General features: G+C 65.9%; 20 protein-coding genes. 10 read left to right on the top strand and 10 right to left on the bottom strand.

The features are described from left to right. Nucleotides 1-22: 22 nt before the first annotated feature. The 6 genes from argE to LDO54_RS36940 all read left to right on the top strand — a co-directional run bounded on the left by argE (nucleotide 23) and on the right by LDO54_RS36940 (nucleotide 5,624). A complete protein-coding gene (gene argE / locus LDO54_RS36965; protein WP_224017802.1) occupies nucleotides 23-1,282 on the top strand; it encodes an acetylornithine deacetylase in 1,260 nt (419 codons plus the stop codon). A 41-nt stretch (nucleotides 1,283-1,323) separates the two neighbouring features. Then, nucleotides 1,324-1,878: a GNAT family N-acetyltransferase gene (locus tag LDO54_RS36960; protein ID WP_224017800.1), complete on the top strand. Its 555-nt coding sequence runs from the start codon at nucleotides 1,324-1,326 to the stop codon at nucleotides 1,876-1,878. Beyond that, nucleotides 1,875-2,141 (top strand): DUF7661 family protein, encoded by a 267-nt coding sequence (locus tag LDO54_RS36955; RefSeq protein WP_224017797.1) that lies wholly within the window; start codon nucleotides 1,875-1,877, stop codon nucleotides 2,139-2,141. The genes LDO54_RS36960 and LDO54_RS36955 overlap by 4 nt, the downstream gene beginning before the upstream one ends. A gap of 52 nt (nucleotides 2,142-2,193) precedes the next feature. Next, on the top strand, nucleotides 2,194-3,846 hold the full coding sequence (locus LDO54_RS36950; RefSeq protein ID WP_224017795.1) for an ABC transporter substrate-binding protein: 1,653 nt from the start codon (nucleotides 2,194-2,196) through the stop codon (nucleotides 3,844-3,846). A 6-nt stretch (nucleotides 3,847-3,852) separates the two neighbouring features. Continuing rightward, complete coding sequence (locus LDO54_RS36945; protein ID WP_224017793.1) at nucleotides 3,853-4,140, top strand: hypothetical protein; 288 nt, start codon at nucleotides 3,853-3,855, stop codon at nucleotides 4,138-4,140. 167 nt (nucleotides 4,141-4,307) lie between these two features. After that, on the top strand, nucleotides 4,308-5,624 hold the full coding sequence (locus tag LDO54_RS36940; RefSeq protein ID WP_224017791.1) for a dicarboxylate/amino acid:cation symporter: 1,317 nt from the start codon (nucleotides 4,308-4,310) through the stop codon (nucleotides 5,622-5,624). A gap of 112 nt (nucleotides 5,625-5,736) precedes the next feature. On the opposite strand, the gene LDO54_RS36935 is transcribed toward LDO54_RS36940, so the two are convergent. Next, nucleotides 5,737-7,134, bottom strand: coding sequence for an MFS transporter (locus LDO54_RS36935; RefSeq protein ID WP_356792749.1), 1,398 nt, complete (start codon nucleotides 7,132-7,134; stop codon nucleotides 5,737-5,739). Nucleotides 7,135-7,542: 408 nt separating this feature from the next. Next, on the bottom strand, nucleotides 7,543-8,925 hold the full coding sequence (locus tag LDO54_RS36930; protein WP_253074446.1) for a DHA2 family efflux MFS transporter permease subunit: 1,383 nt from the start codon (nucleotides 8,923-8,925) through the stop codon (nucleotides 7,543-7,545). Nucleotides 8,926-9,073: 148 nt separating this feature from the next. On the opposite strand from LDO54_RS36930, the gene LDO54_RS36925 reads away from it, so the two are divergent. Next, a complete protein-coding gene (locus LDO54_RS36925) occupies nucleotides 9,074-9,934 on the top strand; it encodes a LysR family transcriptional regulator (protein ID WP_224017781.1) in 861 nt (286 codons plus the stop codon). Nucleotides 9,935-10,041: 107 nt separating this feature from the next. Next, entirely contained in the window at nucleotides 10,042-10,263 is a 222-nt protein-coding gene (locus tag LDO54_RS36920; RefSeq protein WP_224017779.1) for a hypothetical protein, read from the top strand. 71 nt (nucleotides 10,264-10,334) lie between these two features. On the opposite strand, the gene LDO54_RS36915 is transcribed toward LDO54_RS36920, so the two are convergent. Further along, nucleotides 10,335-11,795, bottom strand: coding sequence for an MFS transporter (locus LDO54_RS36915; protein WP_224017777.1), 1,461 nt, complete (start codon nucleotides 11,793-11,795; stop codon nucleotides 10,335-10,337). Between the two features lie 435 nt (nucleotides 11,796-12,230). Here LDO54_RS36915 and LDO54_RS36910 point away from each other — a divergent pair, with 435 nt between their 5' ends. Next, on the top strand, nucleotides 12,231-13,310 hold the full coding sequence (locus tag LDO54_RS36910) for a GNAT family N-acetyltransferase (RefSeq protein ID WP_224017775.1): 1,080 nt from the start codon (nucleotides 12,231-12,233) through the stop codon (nucleotides 13,308-13,310). A 78-nt stretch (nucleotides 13,311-13,388) separates the two neighbouring features. Here the strand turns inward: LDO54_RS36910 and LDO54_RS36905 are convergent, their stop codons facing one another. Further along, nucleotides 13,389-14,579 carry a glycosyltransferase family 4 protein gene (locus LDO54_RS36905; protein ID WP_224017773.1) on the bottom strand — a complete coding sequence of 397 codons (1,191 nt, stop codon included), beginning with the start codon at nucleotides 14,577-14,579 and terminating at the stop codon, nucleotides 13,389-13,391. Nucleotides 14,580-15,063: 484 nt separating this feature from the next. Here LDO54_RS36905 and LDO54_RS36900 point away from each other — a divergent pair, with 484 nt between their 5' ends. Continuing rightward, nucleotides 15,064-16,593, top strand: a complete 1,530-nt coding sequence (locus LDO54_RS36900) for a methyl-accepting chemotaxis protein (protein ID WP_224017770.1) — start codon at nucleotides 15,064-15,066, stop codon at nucleotides 16,591-16,593. A gap of 35 nt (nucleotides 16,594-16,628) precedes the next feature. Here LDO54_RS36900 and LDO54_RS36895 read toward each other — a convergent pair whose 3' ends face one another. The 6 genes from LDO54_RS36895 to LDO54_RS36870 form a co-directional block, all read right to left on the bottom strand. After that, nucleotides 16,629-17,408 (bottom strand): ABC transporter substrate-binding protein, encoded by a 780-nt coding sequence (locus LDO54_RS36895; protein ID WP_224017768.1) that lies wholly within the window; start codon nucleotides 17,406-17,408, stop codon nucleotides 16,629-16,631. A 19-nt stretch (nucleotides 17,409-17,427) separates the two neighbouring features. Next, nucleotides 17,428-18,582: a methionine aminotransferase gene (locus tag LDO54_RS36890; RefSeq protein ID WP_224017766.1), complete on the bottom strand. Its 1,155-nt coding sequence runs from the start codon at nucleotides 18,580-18,582 to the stop codon at nucleotides 17,428-17,430. A 143-nt stretch (nucleotides 18,583-18,725) separates the two neighbouring features. Continuing rightward, nucleotides 18,726-19,616, bottom strand: a complete 891-nt coding sequence (locus LDO54_RS36885) for a LysR substrate-binding domain-containing protein (RefSeq protein WP_224017764.1) — start codon at nucleotides 19,614-19,616, stop codon at nucleotides 18,726-18,728. Further along, nucleotides 19,613-20,572: a substrate-binding domain-containing protein gene (locus tag LDO54_RS36880; protein ID WP_224017763.1), complete on the bottom strand. Its 960-nt coding sequence runs from the start codon at nucleotides 20,570-20,572 to the stop codon at nucleotides 19,613-19,615. Before LDO54_RS36880 ends, LDO54_RS36885 begins: the two co-directional genes overlap by 4 nt. Before the next feature lie 122 nt (nucleotides 20,573-20,694). Continuing rightward, nucleotides 20,695-21,066, bottom strand: coding sequence for a copper resistance CopC family protein (locus LDO54_RS36875; RefSeq protein ID WP_224017761.1), 372 nt, complete (start codon nucleotides 21,064-21,066; stop codon nucleotides 20,695-20,697). A 49-nt stretch (nucleotides 21,067-21,115) separates the two neighbouring features. Beyond that, nucleotides 21,116-21,964, bottom strand: a complete 849-nt coding sequence (locus tag LDO54_RS36870; RefSeq protein WP_224017848.1) for a hypothetical protein — start codon at nucleotides 21,962-21,964, stop codon at nucleotides 21,116-21,118. Nucleotides 21,965-22,106 lie beyond the last annotated feature (142 nt).

The raw sequence follows: 22,106 nt of genomic DNA, 5'->3' as shown, positions 1-22,106 counted from the left end.
AGTCCGTCTTCAGGAATTCACGATGTCCAACTTCGTATCGTCCGGCGACGCACTGGCGGCCGCGCCGAATGAATCTTCGCCCGCCGCGCTCGACTGGGTGCGCCGCCTGGTGTCCATCGACACGACGAGCCATCTGCCGAATCTCGGCCTGATCGAGACCGTGCGCGACGAACTCGCGCGCCACGGCATCGAGGCGACGCTGGTCCACGACCGGCGCGCGGGCTGGGCCAATCTCTTCGCCACCGTGCCCGCGCACGACGGCGCGCGCGATGGCGGCATCGTGCTCTCGGGGCACACCGACGTCGTGCCGGTGGCAGGGCAGCAATGGGACAGCGATCCGTTCGCGCCCGAGGTGCGCGAAGGCCGTCTGTTTGGCCGCGGCACCTGCGACATGAAAGGGTTTATCGGTACGGCGCTTTCGCTGCTGCCGCACATTCGCGAGACGCGCCTCGCGCAGCCGCTGCATTTCGCGCTTTCATACGACGAGGAAATCGGCTGCGTGGGCGCGCCGCATCTGATCGCCGATCTGCGGCGGCGCGGCGTGCGGCCGGCAGGCTGCATCGTCGGCGAACCGACCGGCATGCGCACGGTGATCGCGCACAAGGGCATACACACGTATCGCTGCTGCGTGCGCGGTCATGCGGCGCATTCCTCGCTGACGCCGAAGGGGCTGAATGCGATCGAATACGCCGCGCGCCTGATTTGCCATATCCGCGAAATCGCCGATCAATTCCGCGCGCATGGGCCGTTCGATGAACTCTTCGACGTACCGTTCACCACCGCGCAAACGAGCCTGATCGAGGGTGGCAACGCGATCAACACCGTGCCCGCCGAATGTCGCTTCTCGTTCGAATTCCGCAATCTGCCGAACGTGGCGCCCGAGACGGTGATTGGGCGCATCGAGTCGTGGGCGCGCGAGACGCTGCTGCCGCAGATGCGCGCGGAGCATCCAGCGGCGGCGATCGAATTCGAGCGGCTCTCGTCGTCGCCGGGACTCGATGCTGCCGAGGAGGCGGCGATCACGCAACTCGTGCGCGCGCTGACTGGCGAACGCGAGCGCCGCAAGGTTGCCTACGGTACGGAAGCGGGTCTGTTCGCGCAGGCGGGGATTCCAACCGTGGTGTGCGGGCCGGGCCATATCGAACAGGCACATCGCGCCAACGAATACGTTTCGCTCGATCAACTCGCGAGCGGCGAGCGTTTCTTGCGCAGCGTGATTCGCAGCCTCGAAGCGGACGATGGGCTGGCCGCCGAGGCGGAACGCGCGGCGGTATCGGTGTGAACGTGACAGGCATCCCAACAACACCCGGAGACGACGACATCATGGGCAAACGCGAACGCATCGAGACATTCGACGACATCGCCATTTCATCCGCGCTGGATGAGCGTTTCGAACGCGTGTCGGTGCGCGATCCGCGCGCGCGGCCTTTGTTCGAGGAACTGGAATACGAATACCGCAGCCGTTACGAGGATGTGATTCCGGCGCAGGAACTGCGCAATGAAATGACGCGCTACGCCGACGAGCTGTTCGCGCCGCCCAAGGGCGCGTTCGTGCTGCTGCTGCGCGGAGAGACGGCGGTGGCGGGCGGCGCGTTCATGCCGCATGCCGATTCGGGCACGGCCGAGTTCAAGCGCATCTGGGCGAGCCGCGCATTGCGCCGCCAGGGGCTTGCACGGCGCGTGCTCGGCGAACTGGAGAACGAGGCCGCGCGTCTCGGTTATACGCGCGTCTTTCTCGGCACGGGGCCACGGCAGCCGGAAGCTATTTCGCTCTATACGCATAGCGGTTATACCTTGCTTTCGGCGCATGATTTCGGCGAGGATGCGCCGCCGGGATACCACTTTGAAAAGCTGCTCACGCGTGGCTCACGCTCATGACTGCGCGTGTTGAATTGCCAGTAAGCGAACGCACGGCGGACGTGCATCGCTTCGATGTCTTTGGCCGTATCGTTGCCGTGGCGAAAGTGCGCGACGCGTGGCAGGCCTGGTTCGTCGGCGAAGACGGAAAACGCCGCCACGCGGATTTCGTGATTCCGGCTTTTATCGAAGCCGACGAACTCGCCCAATATCTCGACGATCTCTTTCACGAAAGCGCATCGCCCGATCGAGTCGCGGTGGTGCGCCTGAAAGCAGGCGGCTGATACCGCGGTGCCTGCCGGTTGTATCCCGTCACTCTTTCATGCGGACCGCGTCATGTCCTTGTGCCTTACTCGCCGCGCATGCTCGCGTCGCCGCCATGTTGCTGCGTCGTTCGCAACAACGCTTGCCTGCATCGCCGCGCTATTCGCTGCGCCGCTAGCGGCCCACGCCGCGCCCAAAGGCACGCTCGTATTTTGCAGCGAAGGCAGCCCTGCGGGATTCGATCCCGGCCAGCACACCACCAGCACCGATTTCGACGCCAGCACCTATACCGTGTACAACGAGCTGGTGCAGTTCCGCAACGGCACACTGGATCTGGAGCCCGGCCTTGCGACGAGTTGGGACAGTTCGCCCGATCAACGCGTCTACACGTTTCATCTGCGTCACGGCGTGAAGTTCCAGACGACCGCGTGGTTCAAGCCCACGCGCGAATTCAACGCCGACGATGTGCTTTTCACGTTCAATCGCATGCGTGATCCGCAGATGCCGTTTCGCAAGGCGTATCCCGCGACTTTCCCTTATTTCAGCGATCTGGGATTCGACAAGAATATCGCGAACATCGAAAGGCTCGACGACTACACCGTTCGCTTCGACCTCAAGACGCCCGACGTGATTTTCGTGCGCAATCTTGCGATGAGCTTCGCGTCGATTCTGTCCGCCGAATACGCCGCGCAGTTGAGCGCTGCGCATCGCGAGGCCGACATCAACCAGTTGCCGGTGGGCACCGGTCCGTTTGTGTTCCGCTCATACCAGAAGGACGCGCTGATCCGCTTCGATGGCAACCCGGACTATTGGCGGCCCGAGGACGTCAAGCTCGCTCATCTCGTGTTCGCGATCACGCCGGATCCCGCCGTGCGCGTGCAGAAACTCGCGAGCGGCGAGTGCCAGGTGTCGGTGTTTCCACGTCCCGCCGATATCGAGGTCATCCGGCGCAATCCGGCGCTGAAGGTCGTGTCGGGCGTGGGATTCAACGTGGGTTTCGTCGCGTACAACACGCAGCATGCACCGCTCGACCGCGTGGACGTTAGGCGCGCGCTCGACATGGCGATCGACAAGCCCGCGATCATCCGCGCTGTGTTCGCAGGCAATGCAAAGTCCGCGACGAATCCGATGCCGCCCGCTCAATGGTCGTACAACGACACGCTCAGGGACGCGCCCTACGATCCCGCGAAAGCGCGGGCGTTGCTCGCGCAAGCGGGCTTGCCGGATGGATTCGAAATCACGCTTTGGGCCATGCCGGTGCAGCGGCCGTACAACCCGAATGCGCAATTGATGGCACAGCTGATTCAGCAGGATTGGGCGAAGATCGGCGTGCGCGCGAAGATCGTGAGTTACGAATGGGGTGAATACAACCGTCGCGCAAAGCTGGCGGGCGAGCACGATACGCTGCTATACGGCTGGTCGGGCGACAATGGCGACCCTGACAACTGGCTCGGTGCGCTGCTTGGTTGCGACGCCGTGCATGGCAGCAACGTGTCGAAATGGTGCGACGCTTCGTTCAATACGCTCATCGAGAAGGCGCGCTCGGACGCTAACCTGAAGGAGCGAACCGCGCTCTATGAGCGGGCGCAGGTGATCTTCAAGCAGCAGGTGCCGTTCACGCCGATCGCGCATTCGATCGTGTCGCTACCGGCCTCGAAGCGCGTGGAGGGGCTGGTGTTTTCGCCGTTGGGAAGCCATCGGTTCGATGGCGTCTCGTTACAGTGAAGCGAAATGGCACGCCTGCAAGCGCTATTCCCATCCGTGGTTTGCTTGGCACTCTATCGGAACATCTGGGTGAAGCTTTGGCGCGTCATTTTTTTGCGCGGCTCTACGCTGCAACCCCCTCAAAGGAACGGTGACGGTACGCGCGTCTCGCGCGTCGTGGATGCCTGCGCATCTTGCGAGTGGATGAATCATGCGGACCCGTTCAAGACTGCCGACGAGCATGGCGAGCGCTGCTTGATGCCGTTAAGCCCGATTCAAAACAAGGTGTTCGAAACCTGGCATCGCCATGGCTAACGGCAGGTGCTTTGGCAGCCGTTTGCGTCTCACCAAAGCTGAGCCCCCAACACCAGGGTTTTTGACAAGTTTGCAACATATGGTGCAACGAAGTACAGTACGGCAACAAATGGATTTGTAAGCCTGTTGCCGGCCGCTCGTTGAAGGGGCCAGAAAGGAGTGTCGCAATGAAACGTATGAAGCTGACCGGCTGGATCGTGATCGGCATGCTATTGGGGATCGCCGTAGGTTACGGCTGCCATCGCGCGATTGGCGACGCGCAAAGCCTCAAATCGGTCGCCGACGGCTTCGCGCTCGTCACCGACCTGTTCCTGCGGCTCATCAAGATGATCGTCGCGCCGCTTGTGTTCACCACGCTCGTGGTGGGCGTCGCGAAGATGGGCGACGCGAAGGCGGTCGGGCGCGTGGGCGTGCGCACGCTCGCGTGGTTTATCGGCGCGACCTTTGTTTCGCTGCTGCTGGGCGCGGTCGTCGCGAACTGGCTGCAACCGGGCGCGGGCCTGAATCTGCCGCTGCCCGATTCGCACGCGGCCACCGGCATTCAGGCGGGCGCGATTTCGATCCGCGAATTCGTCACGCACCTGGTGCCCAAGAGCGTCGTGCAGGCGATGGCCGAGAACGAAATCCTGCAGATCGTGGTGTTCGCGGCGTTCTTCAGCCTCGGCATCATCGCGATCGGCGAGCAGGCGAAGGGTATCGTCACGCTGCTCGAACAGATTTCGTCGGTGATGTTCAAGGTCACGGGCTACGTCATGGCATTCGCGCCGGTGGCCGTATTCGCGGCACTCGCGCACGTGGTCGCCATTCAGGGGCTCGGCGTGCTGCTCAGTTATGGGCGCTTCATGGGCGTGTTCATCGGCGCGCTGGTGTTGCTGTGGTGCGCGATCGTCGCCGCGGGCGGCCTCGTGCTCGGCCGCCGCGTGTTCGGGCTCGTGCGTTCGGTGCGTCTGCCGATGCTGCTGGCGTTCAGCACGGCGAGCAGCGAATCGGCGTATCCGAAGCTGCTCGAACAACTCGAACGCAGCGGCGTGCCGCGCCGCATTTCGAGCTTCGTGCTGCCGCTCGGCTACTCGTTCAATCTCGACGGCTCGATGATCTATTGCACGTTCGCCACGCTCTTTATCGCGCAGGCTTATGGCATTCATCTGTCGTTCATGGATCAGGCGGCGATGCTCGCGATCCTGATGCTCACGAGCAAGGGCATGGCGGCCGTGCCGAAAGCGTCGCTCGTCGTGATCGCCGCGACGCTCGGGCAATTCAATATTCCCGAAGCGGGCCTGTTGCTGATCATGGGCGTGGACACCTTCCTCGACATGGGCCGCACGGCCACCAACGTGCTCGGCAACAGCGTGGCCGCCGCCGTGGTGACGAAGTGGGAAGGGCAGCTCGGACCGGTGCTGAGCGAGGACGAATACGAAGCGCTCGCGAATGCGCGCGAGCAGGCGCATGGCACGATCGATCTGGTGGAAGGCGCGACGACCTGAACAGGTTCGATACGGAATCCGAATCAATCGTCATTCGCGAGTATCGGATAGAAAAACGGCGGCCCGCATGATGCGGCGCCGCCGTTTTTTATTGCGCTTCAGCCTGGTGCGTCTAGCGGCTGATGTCTTCGAGCGAGCGTCCGCGCGTGGCCGGTCCGAGCAGCACCATCACGATGCCCACGAGCATCGACACGCCGATAAACATCGCCACGCCCGGCACGCCGTAGTGATGCAGCAGAATGCCGATCGCGAGCCCCGCGAACGCGGCCGCGATGCGGCTCCACGAATAGACGAAGCCCACGGCGCGCGCCCGCACGCGCGTGGGATACAGCTCCGCCTGATAGCCGTGATACGCATACGACATCACATTCGCGGCGAGCGTGAACAGCACGCCCAGCACGATCAGCAGCCAGGGCTGCGAAGCCTGCGCGAACAGCGCGATCACCACGGCCATGATCAGCAGGCCGCCGACGATCTGCGTCTTGCGTTCGAGTTTGTCGGCGAAACAATAGCCGATCAGCGGGCCGAACGGATTCGCAATGGCGATCACGAACGCATACGCAAGGCTCTGCGTGACGTGTATGCCGCGCTCGATCAGCAACGTCGGCACCCACGCGGCGAAGCCGTAAAAGCCGATCACCTGCGCCATGTTGAAGATCGAGAGAATGACCGTGCGGCGCAGATAGGGCGGACGCAGCACTTCGGCGAGCGAGCCCGCGCCGGCTTTTTCCGGCGCGGCGGGTGCGGGTGCGGGCAGCTTCGCGCCGGTTTCGGCTTCCACGCGGCGCTCGATGTCGGCGACGATGCGCTCCGCCTCGGCTTCGTGACCGTTGCGCGCGAGCCAGCGCGGGCTTTCGGGAATGCGTCGGCGCAGGAACCACACCACGATCGCGCCCACCGAGCCGAACAGGATCACGACGCGCCAGTAATCGAGGCCGAGCGGCTGCGTGTCCTTGAGCGCGTAGGCGAGGAACGCCACCACCGGCACCGCGCTGAACGTGATGACCTGGTTGAGCGCGTAGGCGCGGCCGCGTTCGCCGCGCGGAATCAGTTCGGAAATATACGTGTCGATCGTCACGAGTTCGATGCCGATGCCGATGCCCGCGATGAAACGCCAGATGTTCAGCGTGAGGCCCGTGGTCTGGAACGCCATGATCGCCGTGCAGACGATGTACCAGATCAGCGACCAGGTGAAGATCTTGCGTCGGCCGTAGCGGTCGGCGACCTGGCCGAACACGAGTGCGCCGACCCAGAGCCCCGCGAACGTCGAGAACACGAAGGTGCCGAAGCCCGCGACCTTCAGCGGCCCGAGCGCCGAAAAGAAGCCGAGCGATTCGGGCGTGAAGAGGCCCGCGTGGACCATGCCGGGCGCCACGTAGCCCGTGAAGAACAGATCGTAGAACTCGAACACGCCGCCGAGCGACAGCAGGATCACCATGGTCCAGACGGTGCGCGACGGCGGCAGCCGGTCGAGGCGGGCCGCGATCTCCGCCGATGTGGGAGTCGACATCGAATTCCTTTTGTTGGTTTGGGTTGCGAGAGGTGACGCCTGGCGCGGGCGCGGGCGCGTGCGCGCAGGAGTTATGCCGGAGCTTAATTGACGCGGCGCTTCACGGCACCTGGTTGAAACCCAACTCGCGGTTTCGTCGGGCGGGCGCGTGGACGGCGTTCGTCAGCCGCGCGAAAGGCGACGCGGGGCGTTACGGCGCGGTTCAGCGCGTTCTGGGAGTTCAGGGCGAGGGCGCCGACGCTTGCGCGTTGCGCAGCGGCGTCGGGCGTGGCGGTGCGAAGGTACGGAGAAGCGAGAGAGAAGCGCGGATGGCGTGGGGTATTTGCCGCCGTTGTGCGGCCCCCACGCTACAGGGCGCGCGGGGCACGCCTAATCCGCGTTGAAGCGTGTCCGGACGCGTTTGATGCGTTACGCGGCGCGCGGCTTGGCGCCCGCAGGCGGCGCTTCCTCGATGCCGCGGAAGATCAGCGCCGAGACCAGCGTGATCGCGCCGACAGCCGCGAAGCTCACGCGAAAGCCCAGCGCCACCGAATCCCAATGCGCGGCGACCAGACTCACGAGCGCGCCGCCGATCGTCACGCCGAGGCCCATCGCGAGCATCTGCACCATCGAAAAGAGGCTGTTGCCGCTGCCCGCATCTTCGTGCGAGAGACCCTTGAGCGTGACGCTGTTCATCGCCGCGAATTGCATCGAATTGGCCGCGCCGAAAATCGCCAGCACGAGGAGCGAGATGATGACCGGCGTGTCGCGCGAAATCAGCGCGAACGCAACGATCGACGCGCCCACGATCAGCGTGTTCACGAGCAGGAACGTGTCGTAGCCGTATCGGCGGATCAGCGGCGCGATCCAGCGTTTGGCGACCGTGCCCGCGAGTGCGGCGGGCAACATCATGAGGCCCGAATGCAGCGGCGTGTAGCCGAGTTCGAGCTGCATGAGCAGCGGCACGAGAAACGGCACGGCGCTGGAACCCACACGGCAGACGAGGTTGCCGATCAGGCCGACGCTGAAATTGGGCTCACCGAACAGCGCGAGCCTGAACAGCGGATCGCGGCGGCGGCGCGCATACGGCACATAGGCGAACGCGGACGCGAGGCCGAGCACGAAGAGTCCCACCGACCAGGCCGCGCGATGCGTCTGCACCGGCGCGTCGAAGGCGAGCGAAAACGCGATCATGCACAGGGAAACCAGCGCGCAACCGATCACGTCGAACGGCGGCGCGGCGGTACTCGAACTGCGCGGCAGATAGCGCCACACCATGAACAGACCGGCGGCGCCGATCGGCACGTTGATGAGAAAGATCCAGTGCCACGTGATGGCCTGCACGAACCAGCCGCCGAGCGTCGGGCCGACGATCGGGCCCACTTGTCCGGCGACCGAAATCAGCGCGAGCGCGGACACGTATTGCTCGCCGCTCACGGCGCGCAGCACGGCGAGGCGGCCGATCGGCATCAGCATCGAGCCGCCGATGCCTTGCAGCACGCGTGCAATCACGAGTTCGCCGAGCGTGTGCGCGCTCGCGCAGCACAGCGAGCCGAGCACGAAGATGAGGATGGCGGTGAAGTAGACGCGACGCGTGCCGAAGCGGTCGGCGAGCCAGCCCGAAGCGGGCGTGAGCATGGCCATCGTGAGCGTGTAGGCGACGATCACCGGCTGCATCATGAGCGGTTTGACGCCGAGGCTGTGCGCCATCGAAGGCAGGGCGGTGTTGACGATCGTCGTGTCGAGCGCCTGCATGAAAAAGCCTGCGGCGACGATCCACAGCAACGCCGTCTGGCTCGAATCCTTGTTCATGGGAACGTCTTGGGCGCGGCGCGAACGGCGGGAAACACGGGCGCGCGGCGCAAAAATCTGCAATGACGTCATGATATTGTCATCGCGGGCAATCGGGAACCCCACTCAGGACATTGACTGTTATCGGCAATGCCGATAACAATGGGGCATGCTCAATCCCACCTGGCTCAAGTCTTTCGCCACCGTTGCGGCCTGCCACAGCTTCACCGAGGCGGCGCGCCAGCTCGGCCTCACGCAGTCGAGTGTCAGCGACCATATCCGCCGGCTCGAACAGGAGATCGGGCGGCGTCTGTTCGTGCGCGACACCCATTCGCTCGCGATCACGCCCGACGGCGAGGCGATGCTCGCGCACGCGGGCGCGATCCTGCAGGCGATCAACCGCGCCGAATCGCAGTTCCGTGCGCCGCGCCTGAAGGGGCGCGTGCGTCTCGGTTCCTCGGACGACATCGCGCTCGGCCCGCTGCCCACGGTGCTCACGGCGTTTCGCAACGCGCATCCCGACGTCGAGCTGGAAATCATCATCGGCATGACGGGGCGGCTTTACGAGCTGCTCGACGCGGGCGCGATCGACCTGATGGTGGGCAAGCGGCGTCTCGGCGACAAGCGCGGCGTGGCGCTCTTTACCGGGCGGCTCGAATGGCTCGCGCGCACCGGCACGATGGTCGATCTCACGCAGCCGCTGCCGCTCAATCTTGTCGCCGAGCCGAGCGTCACGCGCGCCGTGGTGCTCGACGCGCTCGCGCAGACCGACTTCCGCTGGCAGATCGTGTGCACGAGCAGCAGTCATTCGGGCTGCGTGGCGGCGGCGCGCGGCGGCCTCGGCATCACGGTGCGGCCCCAGTATCTGGCGGCGCGCGGGCTGGCGCCGCCGATCAACGTCGCGAGCCTGCCTGTGTTGCCGGATGTGGAGTTCATCGCGCTCGCGGCGAAGCGCCTCAGCCGTCCCGCGCAAACGCTGATGCAATTGCTGCACGACAGCGATCTGCGCGGTTCGTGGATCGGCGAATAAGGCGTCTGTTTCCGCACGATCGGGCGCGCGCCGCACGCACGTCTGGTGTAATATCCGCCGCCTGGTTATAAGGTATTGGTAGCGGGTATTCGCAGCAGGTGAGTGATATGGATCGAAAAACAGCGGAGCGTCTGCTCGTCGACGCGGACAGGATTGCCGAATTCGTTCTGGAGTGTTTCGACCTGACGCTCGAAATGCCGCGAGGGCGCGAGCTTTACGACCACGCCTTCAGCCTCTATCTGAAGCGCGAGGCGGGCGACGTGCCCGTCGCCGATCTCTACGACGCGCTCAAAAGCCACGGCGAATTGCCGGAAGCCCCCGCGGCTTGATGCTCGCCTGAGCGCGGGCTAGTGGCCCGCGCTTTATCGGTTCGCTTTTCAGCCGCGTTTCACCTCGCTTTTCAGCTCGATTCCCCCGCACGTGCAGCATAAGCGCGCACGGGCGCATCTTCTTCGTCTTCGGCCAGCGCTTCGAGCGACAGGCCTTTCGTTTCGATTCCCATGATCGCCACGGCCAGCGCCGCCACGCCGAACGACAGCGCGCCGAGCGTGAACACGCCGCTCTGTCCGAAGATCGGCAGCACGACGCCCACGGCATACGGTCCGATCAGCGAGCCGACGCGTCCAATCGCCGACGCGAACCCCGATCCCGTCGCGCGCGCGCCCGTGCCGTACAACTCCGGCGTGTACGTATAGAGCACGGCCCACATCCCGAACATGAAGAACTGCATCGCGAGCCCTGCGCTGATCAGCAGCGCGGCGCTCTGCAGATGCAGCGCGGTTTGCCCGTAGACCCAGGCCATCGCGCCCGCGCCGACCAGCGCGGCCACGCAGGTCGGCTTGCGGCCGATGCGTTCGACGAGCCACGCCGCGCACAGAAAACCGGGAATGCCGCCGAGCGAAATGAGCACGGTGTAGAGCACCGACTTCGTGACGGTCGCGCCCGCTTGCTGCATCAGCGCGCCGAGCCACGAGGTGAGGCCGTAAAAGCCGAGCAGCGCGAAGAACCACAGCGCCCAGACCATGATCGTGCGTCGTCTGTACGCGGCGCTCCAGATCTCGCGGAACGCGCCGCGCGAGCGATTGGCCGCCGTAGCAGCCGACGACGCCGATGACGAAGCACGCGCGGGCGCAGGCAGCGTGGCGACGCCGAGCGTGCGCATGACCTGGGCTTCGATCTTCGTGGTGACGGCGTCGGCTTCGGCGACACGGCCGCGATGTTCGAGCCAGCGCGGCGACTCCGGCACGATGCGGCGCACAATCAGCACGAACAGCGCGGGAATCGCGAGCAGCGCGAACACCGTGCGCCAGCCGAATTGCGGCAGCACGAAATAGGAGGCGACGCCAGCGGCGATAAAGCCGAGCGGCCAGAAGCCGTCCATCAGCGCGACGAGGCGGCCGCGTTTGGCGGCGGGCACGAACTCGGAGAGCAGCGTCTGCGCGACCGGAAACTCCATGCCCATGCCGATGCCGAGCAAGACGCGCCAGAGGATCAGCGCGTCGACGCTTTGCGCGGTCGAGCACAGATACGAGGCCGCGCCCCAGAGCACCATGCTCCACTGAAAGACCGGGCGGCGTCCGAAACGGTCCGACAACAGGCCCGCGAGCGCGGCGCCCAGCACCATGCCGAAGAAGCTCGCGCTGGCGACCAGTCCCGCCGCCGCGCTGGAGAGACCGAACTCGGTCTTGATCGAGCCGAGCACGAACGTCATCGTGCCGAGATCCACGGAATCGAAGAAGAAGGCCACCGCGATGATCAGAAAAATCGTGCGGTGATACGGCGAATACGGCAGGCGTTCGAGACGCGCGGCGGCGTTGGCCGACGCCGTGCGTGCCGGCGAATGAGGCGATGGGCGGGTCATGGCGTTCCTGTCGTTCGGATGCGCGACCCGGAGCGCGGGCGCGGCGCGCGCCGGCCGATGACCGGGCCGTTTCAGTAGACGCCGCCATTAATGCCCGACATAGAACGAAACCGGCGAGGGGATGGAATGCGGCCGTCGCGCGGGCGCGGACCGGTTGTTGTCGTGCTGTAAGGCATCGCCGTGTCAGCGTGTACGCGCGGGCTAAATCTTGGCGTAAAAGGCCAGCCCCGAAACCGTAGACTGTTGTGCGAAAAGATACCGCGCGTGTTGCTGGCGGGAGCGTCGGCGCTGAATGGACCAGAAGCGCAGACCTGAAGCGCAGACCAGGCGTGCAGACCAGAAGATCAGACCAAAGGAATAGACCAGAGCATTAGAACAGCATGGAGACAACGCGCGGCAAGCCGTGTTGCAGCGCGGAATGCAAACGGGTGAACGATGACGACCATAAGAGACCGCTTGTTGTTCGGGGAACAGCCGCCGATTGCCCCGCTATCGCCACAACGGCTCACGCAGCCGACGCGGCCGCCCAGGCCGCCGCGCGCCAGGAAGGCCGCGTCATCGGCGAGCGTCGACGCGAAATCCGTTGCGCAGGCGCATTCGATCTTCCACGAACGATGGTGGCTCGACATCGCCACGCAAGGCAACTGGGCGCTCGCGACCGTCAAGCAGGACGACACCGTGCTCGGCGAAATGCCCTACGCGCTCGTGCGCCGACGCCTGTGGCGCATCTCGCATCTGCCGCCGCTCACGCGCACGCTCGGTCCCGTGATCACGCCGGTGGCGGGCAGCGAGGCGCGGCAGCGTCGTCATCAGCTCGACGTGACCGCGCGGCTGATCGAGCAATTGCCCGCGTGCGACAGCTTTTTCCAGGTGCTCGATCCGCGCGTCGACGATGCGATTGCGTTCGCGCTGCATGGCTATACCGTGTCGGCGCGCTACACCTTCCGCATCGATGCGCACATCGGGCAGGACGAAGCGTGGTCGCGGCTCGACAGCAAGACGCGCAACGTGATTCGCGGCGCGGCGCGCGAACTGACTGTCGCGCCGATCGCCACGCCTGGCGAATTCCTCGGTTTCTACGAGGATAATCTGCGCGCCCGCTCGCGCAGCAACGCCTATGGCAGCGCGGTGATGCGCCAGCTCGTCAACGCCTTCGTCGAGCGCCAGTCGGGCGTGCTGCTCGGCGCGTATGGGCCGGGCGCGAAACTCGTCGCGGCGATCGGGCTCGTGTGGGATCAGCAGGCGATGTATTTTCTGCTCTCGTCGCGCATGCACGAAGCGCATTGCGGCTCGATCAGCCTGCTGATCTGGAGCGGCATCCAGCGCGCGATCGAGAGCGGGCTCATCTTCGATTTCGACGGCTTTTCGAGTCCGTCCACCTTCAGCTTCCTGAATGGCTTCGGCGCGACGCTCACGCAGCGTCTGGGTGTCGAGCGGCACGGCACGGCGTATCTGCTCGCACGCACGCTCAAGCGGCGGCTCGCGCCGGGATCGGTTTTTGTGCCTAATTTATAGGGGTATTGTGCCGATGGGTGTCGATGCGCTTCGATCCACGTGATCGGCGCATCAATGCATCAATGCAAGGCGGGACGATCAGACCAGTTCGTGCTGCGCGTGCGGCGTCGCGTGCCGCGTGGTGGCGCGCGCGAGTTCGAGCGCGCTCGACGCGAACAGCAACGGCGACCAGCGCCGGATCGCATCGCTCGCGCCGTTGGCGAAGCGCTCGCGCAGCACGCCGTCGCTGCCGAGCTGGCCGATGCGCTGCGCGAGCGTGGGCACGTCGCGCGGCTCCACGACGAAACCGTTCACGCCGTCGAGCACGATCTCACCCGCCACGCCGCAGGTGCGCGTGACGATGGCCGGGCAGCCCGCGGCGAACGCTTCGTTCACGCACAGCCCCCATTGATCGAACTCGCTCGCGAGCACGATGAACTCGGCGAGCGCATAGAGGTTCGGCATTTCGTGATTGGCGAGCGAGCTGAGGATCGACACGTCGGCGTCGAGTCCGTGCGCGGCGATGCGCGCGCGCAGCTCCGCATCGAGCGGGCCCTGACCCACGAGCACGAGTCCGATGCCGCGTTCGCGCAGACGCGATTGCGCGTAGGCGTCGATCAGCACGTCGACATTCTTGCGCGCCACGAAGCGGCTCACGCAAAGCAGAAAACGCGGCGGCAGGCCGTAACGTTCGCGCACGCTGCGGGCGTTGTCGCGCGCGCGTTGCGCGAGGCGCGCGAAATAGTCGATGTCGATCACGTCGAAGCCGATGCGCGAGCGCGCCATCGGAATGCCGAGCGAAAGCGCGTAGCGGCGATGCCGCTCGCCCGCGACGAGCGCCCCGTCGAAGCGGCTCACGATCAGCCGCTTGAGACGCTCCTTGGTGGCGCTGCGCACGCCGTCGTCGGCTTTCGAATCGGACATGTAGATGAGCTTGAAGCGCCGCGTGAGCTGGCGTAGCACGCACAGCAGCGCGGAATACTGCGTGTTGTAGCCGAGCGTGATGACCACGTCGGGCGCGAACGCGCGCAGCCTGGCGACGAGGCGCGAACAGTCGCGAAGGCCGAGTCCGTCGCTGTCCGAGCCGTCCTCGACGAGCGTGACGGCGTGCGGCGGCCGGCTCGCGAAGAACGCCGCGCGGCGCTCCTGCGGGAAGCCGTAGACGCCCGAGCGCGCGAACACTTCGATCAGCGACACGTCGTGGCCGCTGCGCGTGGCGGCGTCGACGAGGGCTTCGTAGCGAGGCACGTGGTAGTCGCCCAGATTGCCGACGACGAAGAGAATGCGCATGGACAAAGACCGCTCACGATTGAGTTGGCTGGAAGGTCCGTCGCGCTACGCGCCTGCGGTCCACGATCAGCGGCCCGCGGCAGTCGCGCCTTTTACATCATCGTAACCGCCCATCCTGCGCGGCAGCGTCGCCAGGCGGCGCACTGGCTGTCAGCGGCGAGGGTTTGTCCGAATCGACGGGGCGCGGGCTGCGATGCGCCGCGCATCGATTGAGGCGGCCGCCAACTTGAGCCGGAACGGGTGCAGGCGATTGTCAAGCAAACGCCGGGGCTCCTGCGCACGAGTCCATAAATTTGTAAGACGACAATTTGACAATTGCGGCTTGTCATACAACAATGACTTCGCGTCGAAATCGCGATCCACGTATCGGGGACGGATCGTGATCGTCGAAGCCCCAGCAGCAGCGGTACGGAAACACCCCACGGAGACCCCTCGCGACGCCACGCGCGCGAGACCCAAAACAGATAAGTTCACCGAACGAATCATGAGAATATCCACGAGACTTCTTGTTCTGGTCGCGACGGCGCTCGTCGCGCTGGTGGCCATCGGCGGCTACGGCCTCGTCAGTCTCAAGCAGGCGATGCTCGACGACACGCGCGGCAAGATCACCAATCTTCTGCACATGGCCGAACATCTCGCCACCTACTATCACGATCAGGAAAGCGCCGGAAAAATGACGCGCGAGGAGGCGCAGGCCGCCACGAAGCTCGCGCTCAGCCAGCTCAATTATTCAGATCAGAGTTTCTTCTGGGCGCGTCTGCCCGACGGCACGACGCTCGTGCACCGCAACGCGGCGATCATCGGCAAGGTCAACGCGGGCAAGGCGCCCGACGGTCGGCCCGACGGCGACCTCTACCGCGAAATGCTCGCGCGCGAGCACATTCCCGTGATGCTGACGCTCGCGAAGCATCCCGTCACGGGCCAGCTCACGCAGAAGATGAACGGCATCGTCGCGTTCGAGCCGTGGGACTGGTGGATCGGCACGGGCTTTTATCTCGACGATATCGACGCCGCGTTCTGGCGCACCGGCCGCGTGCTGATCGCGCTGATCGTGCTGGGCGTGGCGGGCATCGCGGCGCTGTCGTGGCAGATCATCCGCAACGTGGTGGGCACGCTCGGCGGCGAGCCGCAGTACGCGGTGGCCGTCACGCACCGTATCGCGACCGGCGATCTGACCGGGCGCGTCGAATTGCGCGCGGGCGACGAACGCAGTCTGCTGGCGTCGATTGCGCGCATGCAGGCGAGCCTCGTGGCGATGATCGAGACGATCCGCACGGGCGCCGAATCGGTGACCACGGGCGCGAACGAGATCGCGGCGGGCAACACCGACCTCTCGTCGCGCACCGAGGAACAGGCCGCGTCGCTGCAGGAAACCGCCGCGAGCATGGAGCAGCTGACGTCGACCGTGCAGCACAACGAGGCCAACGCGGGCGAGGCGCGCACGCTGGTCTCCACCGCGAGCGCGGTGGCCGCCGACGGCGGCGCCGCCGTGGCGGCCGTGGTCGATACGATGTCGAGCATTCAGGCGTCGTCGGAGAAGATGGTGGAGATCACCGGCGTGATCGAAGGCATCGCGTTCCAGACCAATATTCTCGCGCTCAACGCCGCCGTGGAGGCCGCGCGCGCGGGCGAGGAAGGGCGCGGCTTCGCGGTGGTGGCCTCCGAAGTGCGCTCGCTTGCGCAACGCAGCGCGAGCGCGGCGCGCGAGATCAAGGCGCTGATCGACGCGTCGGTCGGGCAGGTGCGCGAAGGCTCGGAACGCGTGCGCGCGGCGGGCGGCACGATGCAGAGCATCGTGCGTTCCGTCGACAACGTGACGGACATCATCTCGGGCATCGCCGATGCCTCGTCGGAGCAGCGTACGGGCATCGAGCAGATCAGCCGCGCCGTCACGCAGATGGATACCGTCACGCAGCAGAACGCGGCGCTGGTCGAGCAAGCGGCGGCGGCGGCCGATTCGTTGTCGACGCAGGCGCGCCGCTTGTCGGAGGCGGTGTCGATGTTCCGCACCTGAGCTTCTGCGCCCGGGCGCGGCTGTCGACGTTGCGCTTATTTCGGCGAGACGTCGATATCGCCGAAATATTTGCGCGCGAGCGTGGTGACGGTGCCGTCCGCTTCGAGCTTCGCGATGGCCGCGTTCAGACGTTCGCGCAGCGCGGCGTCGCCCTTGCGGATGCCGAAGGCCACGCCGTTGCCGAGGATCTTGTCGTCGCGCACGGGCTCGCCCACGAACGCGAAGCCCTTGCCGTCGGGCTTCGAGAGAAAGCCGTTTTGACCGGCGGGCGCGAGCAGCAGCGTGGCGTCGAGGCGGCCCGACACGAGGTCGGCGTAAATCTGGTTCTGGTCCTGATACGGCACGACGTTCACGCCCGCCGGTTCCCAATGCGTCTTCGCGTAGGTCTCCTGGATCGATGCCTGCAGCACGCCCACGCGCTTGCCCTTGAGCGAGCTGGGCGTGGCGACGAGGCCGCTGTCGGCGCGCGCGATCAGGCGGCTCGGCACGCGGTAGATCACGGTCGTGAAGTCGATCGCTTCGCGGCGCTTCTCGGTGGCGTTCATCGCCGAATTGATGGCGTCGAACTTGCGGCCCTGAAGCGCGGGAATCAGCCCGTCGAACGAGGTTTCGACCCACGCGCAATGCAGCCGCGCGTTCGCGCAGACCGCATTGCCGATGTCGATATCGAAGCCTTGCAGCCGGCCGTCCGCGCCCTTCGATTCGAACGGCGGATACTGCGCCTCCACGCCGAAGCGCAGCGAACTGGAATCGGCGAACGCCGGGAGCGAGCCGAGCGCGCACGCGAGCGCGAGCAGCGTGGTGAGGGGCTTCATCGTGATCTCCTTGTGTGAATCAGATCGTGCAAAGACGGCGCGCGCCTTCGAGCAATGTTTCGTCGTCCTTGACAAAACTCAGGCGGATGATGCCGTGATCGGTGGCGTCGGTATAGAACGCCGAGAGCGGGATGGTCGCCACGCGCGCGTCGCGGATCAGGCGCAGCACGAAGTCGCTGTCCCGTTCGTCCGAGAAGCCGCGAAAGCGAGCGAGCATGAAGAAGCTGCCTTCGCTCGGCAGCAATTCGAAGCGTGAATCAGCGAGTGCGTGCGCGAGCAGATCGCGCTTGTGCTGATAGAAGCCGCCGAGATCGAGATACGACGAGGCGTCGGCGAGCGCCGCGCTGAACGCGTGCTGCATGGGCGTGTCGGCGGCGAAGGTCATGAACTGATGCACCTTGCGAATCTCGTCCATCAGCGCGGCGGGTGCGAGGCAGTAGCCCACGCGCCAGCCCGTGACGTGATACGACTTGCCGAACGACGAGACGATCACGCTGCGCTCGGCCAGCTCCGCATAGCGCGCCATGCTGCAATGACGCGCGCCGTCGAACACCACGTGCTCGTAGACTTCGTCGGAGAGAATCACGATATCGGTGTTGCGCGTGAGCGCCTTGAGGCGCGCGATGTCCTTCGCGCCCAGCACCGTCGCCGTGGGATTGTGCGGCGTGTTCACGATGATCATGCGCGTGCGCGGATTGATCGCGGCGGCGACTTCGTCCCAGTTCACGCGGAAGTCCGGCTGCGCGAGCTTGATGGCGACGGGCGTCGCGCCTTGCAGGCGCACGATGGGCGCGTAGCTATCGAACGAGGGCTCGAAGTAGATCACCTCGTCGCCCGGATGCACGAGCGCGCTGATCGTCGAATAGAGTCCTTCGCTCGCGCTCGCCACGACCGTCACTTCGCTGGCGGGATCGTAGTGCGCATCGTAGAGCGCCGCGTACTTGGCGGCGAGCGCCTCGCGCAGCGCGAGCACGCCGGCCATCGGCGCGTACTGGTTGTGGCCCGCGCGCATGGCGGCAGCCACGTCGTCGATCAGTCGCGGGTTGGGCGCGAAGTTCGGCGCGCCTTGCGAGAGGTTCAGGGCGTCGTGCTCGGCGGCAAGCTGGCCGATCACGGTGAAGATGGTGGTGCCCACGTCGGGCAGTTTCGAGCGGGAAGGGGCGGCGCTGTGCATCGTCCGAAAGGCAGAAGGAAAAACGGCCATTTGGCCTAAAAGCCCGCGCGGCGGCAATCGAATTATTCTCATGCGCGCCATGCGTTCGCCTCATGGCGCGCTTTTTTGTTCGTGCATGCGCGTGTGCGCTGCGACCCGGCGGCTCAGGCTGGCGGTGCGCCGCGCGCGCGATCGCGCTCGATCCACGCGCTGAATAGCTGGATTTTCGGCTGCTGCGCGGCGAAGTCGGGATAGACGAAGTAGTAGCGCGAACCGGTGGCCACCGCGAAGTCGATCGGCAGCGCGAGCCGCTGGGCGGCCACGTCCTCGCTGACGAGCGTGCGGTCGCCGATCGCCACGCCGAAGCCCTGCATCGCCGCGCTGGTCGCCAGATCGAGCGATTCGAACGTGGGGCCGCGATGGGCGTCGATCTGCGTCGCGCCGGCGCGTGAGAGCCAGAGCTTCCAGTCGGCGTGATCGCGCGTGGGATGCAGCAGCGTGAGCGGCGCGAGGTCGTCGGCGTGGGCGATTGGATGGCGGCGCAGGAATTCCGGCGTGCAGACGGGCGTGAGGTATTCGTCGAATAGCGGCACCGAATGCACATCCGCGCCCGGCGACGGACCGTAGATGATGGCCGCGTCGAACGGCTCGGCCTGGAAGTCGACTTCGTGCTGCCAGGTCGTGGTGATCTGCACCTGGAGTTCGGGATGCTCGGTCTGGAAGCGTGTGATGCGCGGCAGCATCCAGCGCATCACGCAGGTGGGCATCTTGAGCGCGAGTTCGCCGCGCTGGCGCGTGAGCGGCATCGACGCTTCCTCGATGCGCCCGAAACCCTCGCGCACGGCGGGCAGCAACTGCTCGCCCTCGGCGGTCAGCGTGAGACCCTTGGGCGAGCGCTTGAACAGCGGCAGGCCGTAATACTCTTCGAGCGCGAGAATCTGGCGGCTGACCGCGCCCTGCGTGAGGCACAGATGTTCGGCGGCGCGCGTGAAGCTGCCGTAGCGGGCGACCGTTTCGAAGATCGGCAGCGCGTTGAGCGGCGGCAGGCGCCTCACGACGCGCTGTCCTTCGTGACCAGCACGAGCGGCGTTTCGACCACGTCGGGCAAGTCGTCCTGGCGATGCTGCTCGATCAGCGCCTGCAAGACGACGTCGATGCCGTAGACGGCCTGCTTTTCCGCGAACTGGTCGACGGTGGCGAGGATACGGCCGTCGGCGAGCATCGGCTTGATGGCGGCGCTGGCGTTGTAGCCGGTGATCAGCACGCGGCCGCGCAGATGCGCCATGTTCACGGCGTCTACCGCGCCGCGCGCCATGTTGTCGTTCGCGCACAGGAGCGCGCGCAAGCCGGGCTGCGTGGCGAGCAGCGCGCTGGCCGCCGCGCGGCCCTTCGCGTAGTCCCAGTCGCCGGTCTCGGTGGCGACGATCTTCACCGAAGCGGCCCGCATGGCCTCGCGAAAGCCCTGGTCGCGCTGCTGCGCGTTGCGGTCGGAGGCCACGCCTTCGACGATGGCGGCGCGCTCGCCCGGATGCAGCCGACGCGCGAGATAGTCGCCGACGAGCCGCGCGCCGCGCCGGTTGTCGGGGCCGACGAAGGGCACGCGCAGACCGGCTTCGCGCAGCGCGCCCGCGTCGAGCGGATTGTCGATCGTGACGGCCAGCACGCCCTGGCGCACGCACTTCGCGACGGCGGGCACGAGGCGGCGCGAATCGACGGGCGCGAGCACGATGGCGCTCACGGATTGCGCCGCCAGCGACTCGACGTACGCGGCCTGCTGCGCGACATCGGTCTCGCCTTCGGTGCTGCGCACGATCAGCTTGAATGGATAGGGCGAATGCGCCTGGAAGGCCGTGGCCGCGCGGATCATCCCGGCCGTGAACGGATCGTTGCTGGCCTTGAGGACGAGCGCCACGGTGATGTCGCGTCCCGCGCCGCGCGCAAGGGGCGTAGCCGCGCCGCAGGCCGCCAGGGCACTGGCGATCAGGAAACGGCGGCGCGTGAGCTCATGCATGGCGGGTTCGGCCGGATGCCGAAAAGCGGGTTCGGATGGCCGGGAGTTTACGCGATTGGCGCGCGCCTGGGGAGGCGGGGAAGCGAGGGGGCGGACCTCGCACCCCGCCTCAACGCATCCGCTCAGTGCACCGTAAAGTTGTAATGACCCGTGGTGCGATGACCGTCCGCGGCCACGGCGATCCACTTGACCGCATATTGCCCCGCGCCGAGCGGATTCACCGCCACCGACATGCGCTTCTTGTTCGTCGCGTCGACGGCGGCTTTTTCGCGGATCACCGATTTGCCCGCCGCGTCGGTCACGTCGATCGAGCTGAAAGCGGGTTCGAGTTCGTCGTCGAAATCGATCGCGACGGTGGTTTGCCCGGCGGCGACGGTCGAGCCGGCGGCGGGCGTTTGATGCGTCGGGTAAGCGTGCGCCCAGGCGAGTTGCGCGCCCGCGAGGGCGACGGTGGCGGCGAGCAGACGAAGCGAACGAATGGCGTTGAAATTCATGATGAAGTCCTCAGAAAAAATTTACGTTGAATGCGCGTGTTGAATGCGGTTATTGAAAGAGCGGCTTGCCGATGCTGTGCGGCGCCACGTCGTCGAAGAAAATATGCGTTTGCACGAGGATGCCCACGTGCGAGCCGCTCGCGCGGTTGATCGGAATCTGCGCCTCGATGCCGAGCTGGCCGTAACGGTTCATCCAGATGAAGCCGGGATTCACGGTGCCGGTCGTCTGTCCCTGGCTGCGCGAGAGCGGCACTTCCACGAGCGGAATCAGATTCGATAGCGGTTGCGGCAAGCCGAGATCGTGCACGTGCTGTTGCAGATACGGCAGGCTGTACTGGAACGTGAAGCCGTAGTTGAAGGCGTTCGGCTGGCCGCCGCCCGTCGTGAGCGCCGGGCCCGCTTCGCCGGTGATGGCGATCGGGCGCAGCCACGCGAGCGAGTCGGGCAGGTCGCCCATGCCCTTGCCGGCGTAGATCGTCGGCGAGATCGTCGAGAAGTTGTCGGCGATGGCGCGGCTGCCGGTGCCGCCGATCTCAGCGTCCACGCCGACCGAGGTCATGAACTCGTGCGCGTCGTTCACGTAGAGCAGATATTTCAGGCCGACGCCAAAGTTGTCGAAGCCGCGCGCAGTCGGGTTGTTCTGCATGACGTAGCCGCCGTCGACGGAGAGTGCGAGGCGTGGCGTGATCAGCTTGTCGTATTCGAAGTCGAAGGTGTTGACGCTCTGGTCGCCCGCGTCGCCGGGCACGCGTTGGTGGCCGAACTGGAGATCGGCTTCGTCGCCGACGCCGGGGTCGTCGACGGCCATGGTCGCGGGAAACACGCGGTCGCCCGCGATCGCGTGAGCGTGGGCCGCGTGCGGCGCCAACGCCAGGCAAGCGACGGCGAACGTGAGCATGAGCGCGAGCGCAGGCGCGCCGCTACGTCGTGCGGGCGCGTCGAACGCGCTCCGGCACGGCAAGTGATGGAACATGATGATCCTGTAACGAAGTGGTCCGCGCGCCGTGCCGACGGCGCGCGCGAACGCGCGGCGGCACGCA

It is taken from the genome of Paraburkholderia tropica, from assembly GCF_914484835.1.
Taxonomy (GTDB): Bacteria; Pseudomonadota; Gammaproteobacteria; order Burkholderiales; family Burkholderiaceae; genus Paraburkholderia; species Paraburkholderia tropica_A.
Note: the sequence above shows the minus strand (reverse complement) of the source record. Positions and strands in the feature narration are given on the sequence as shown.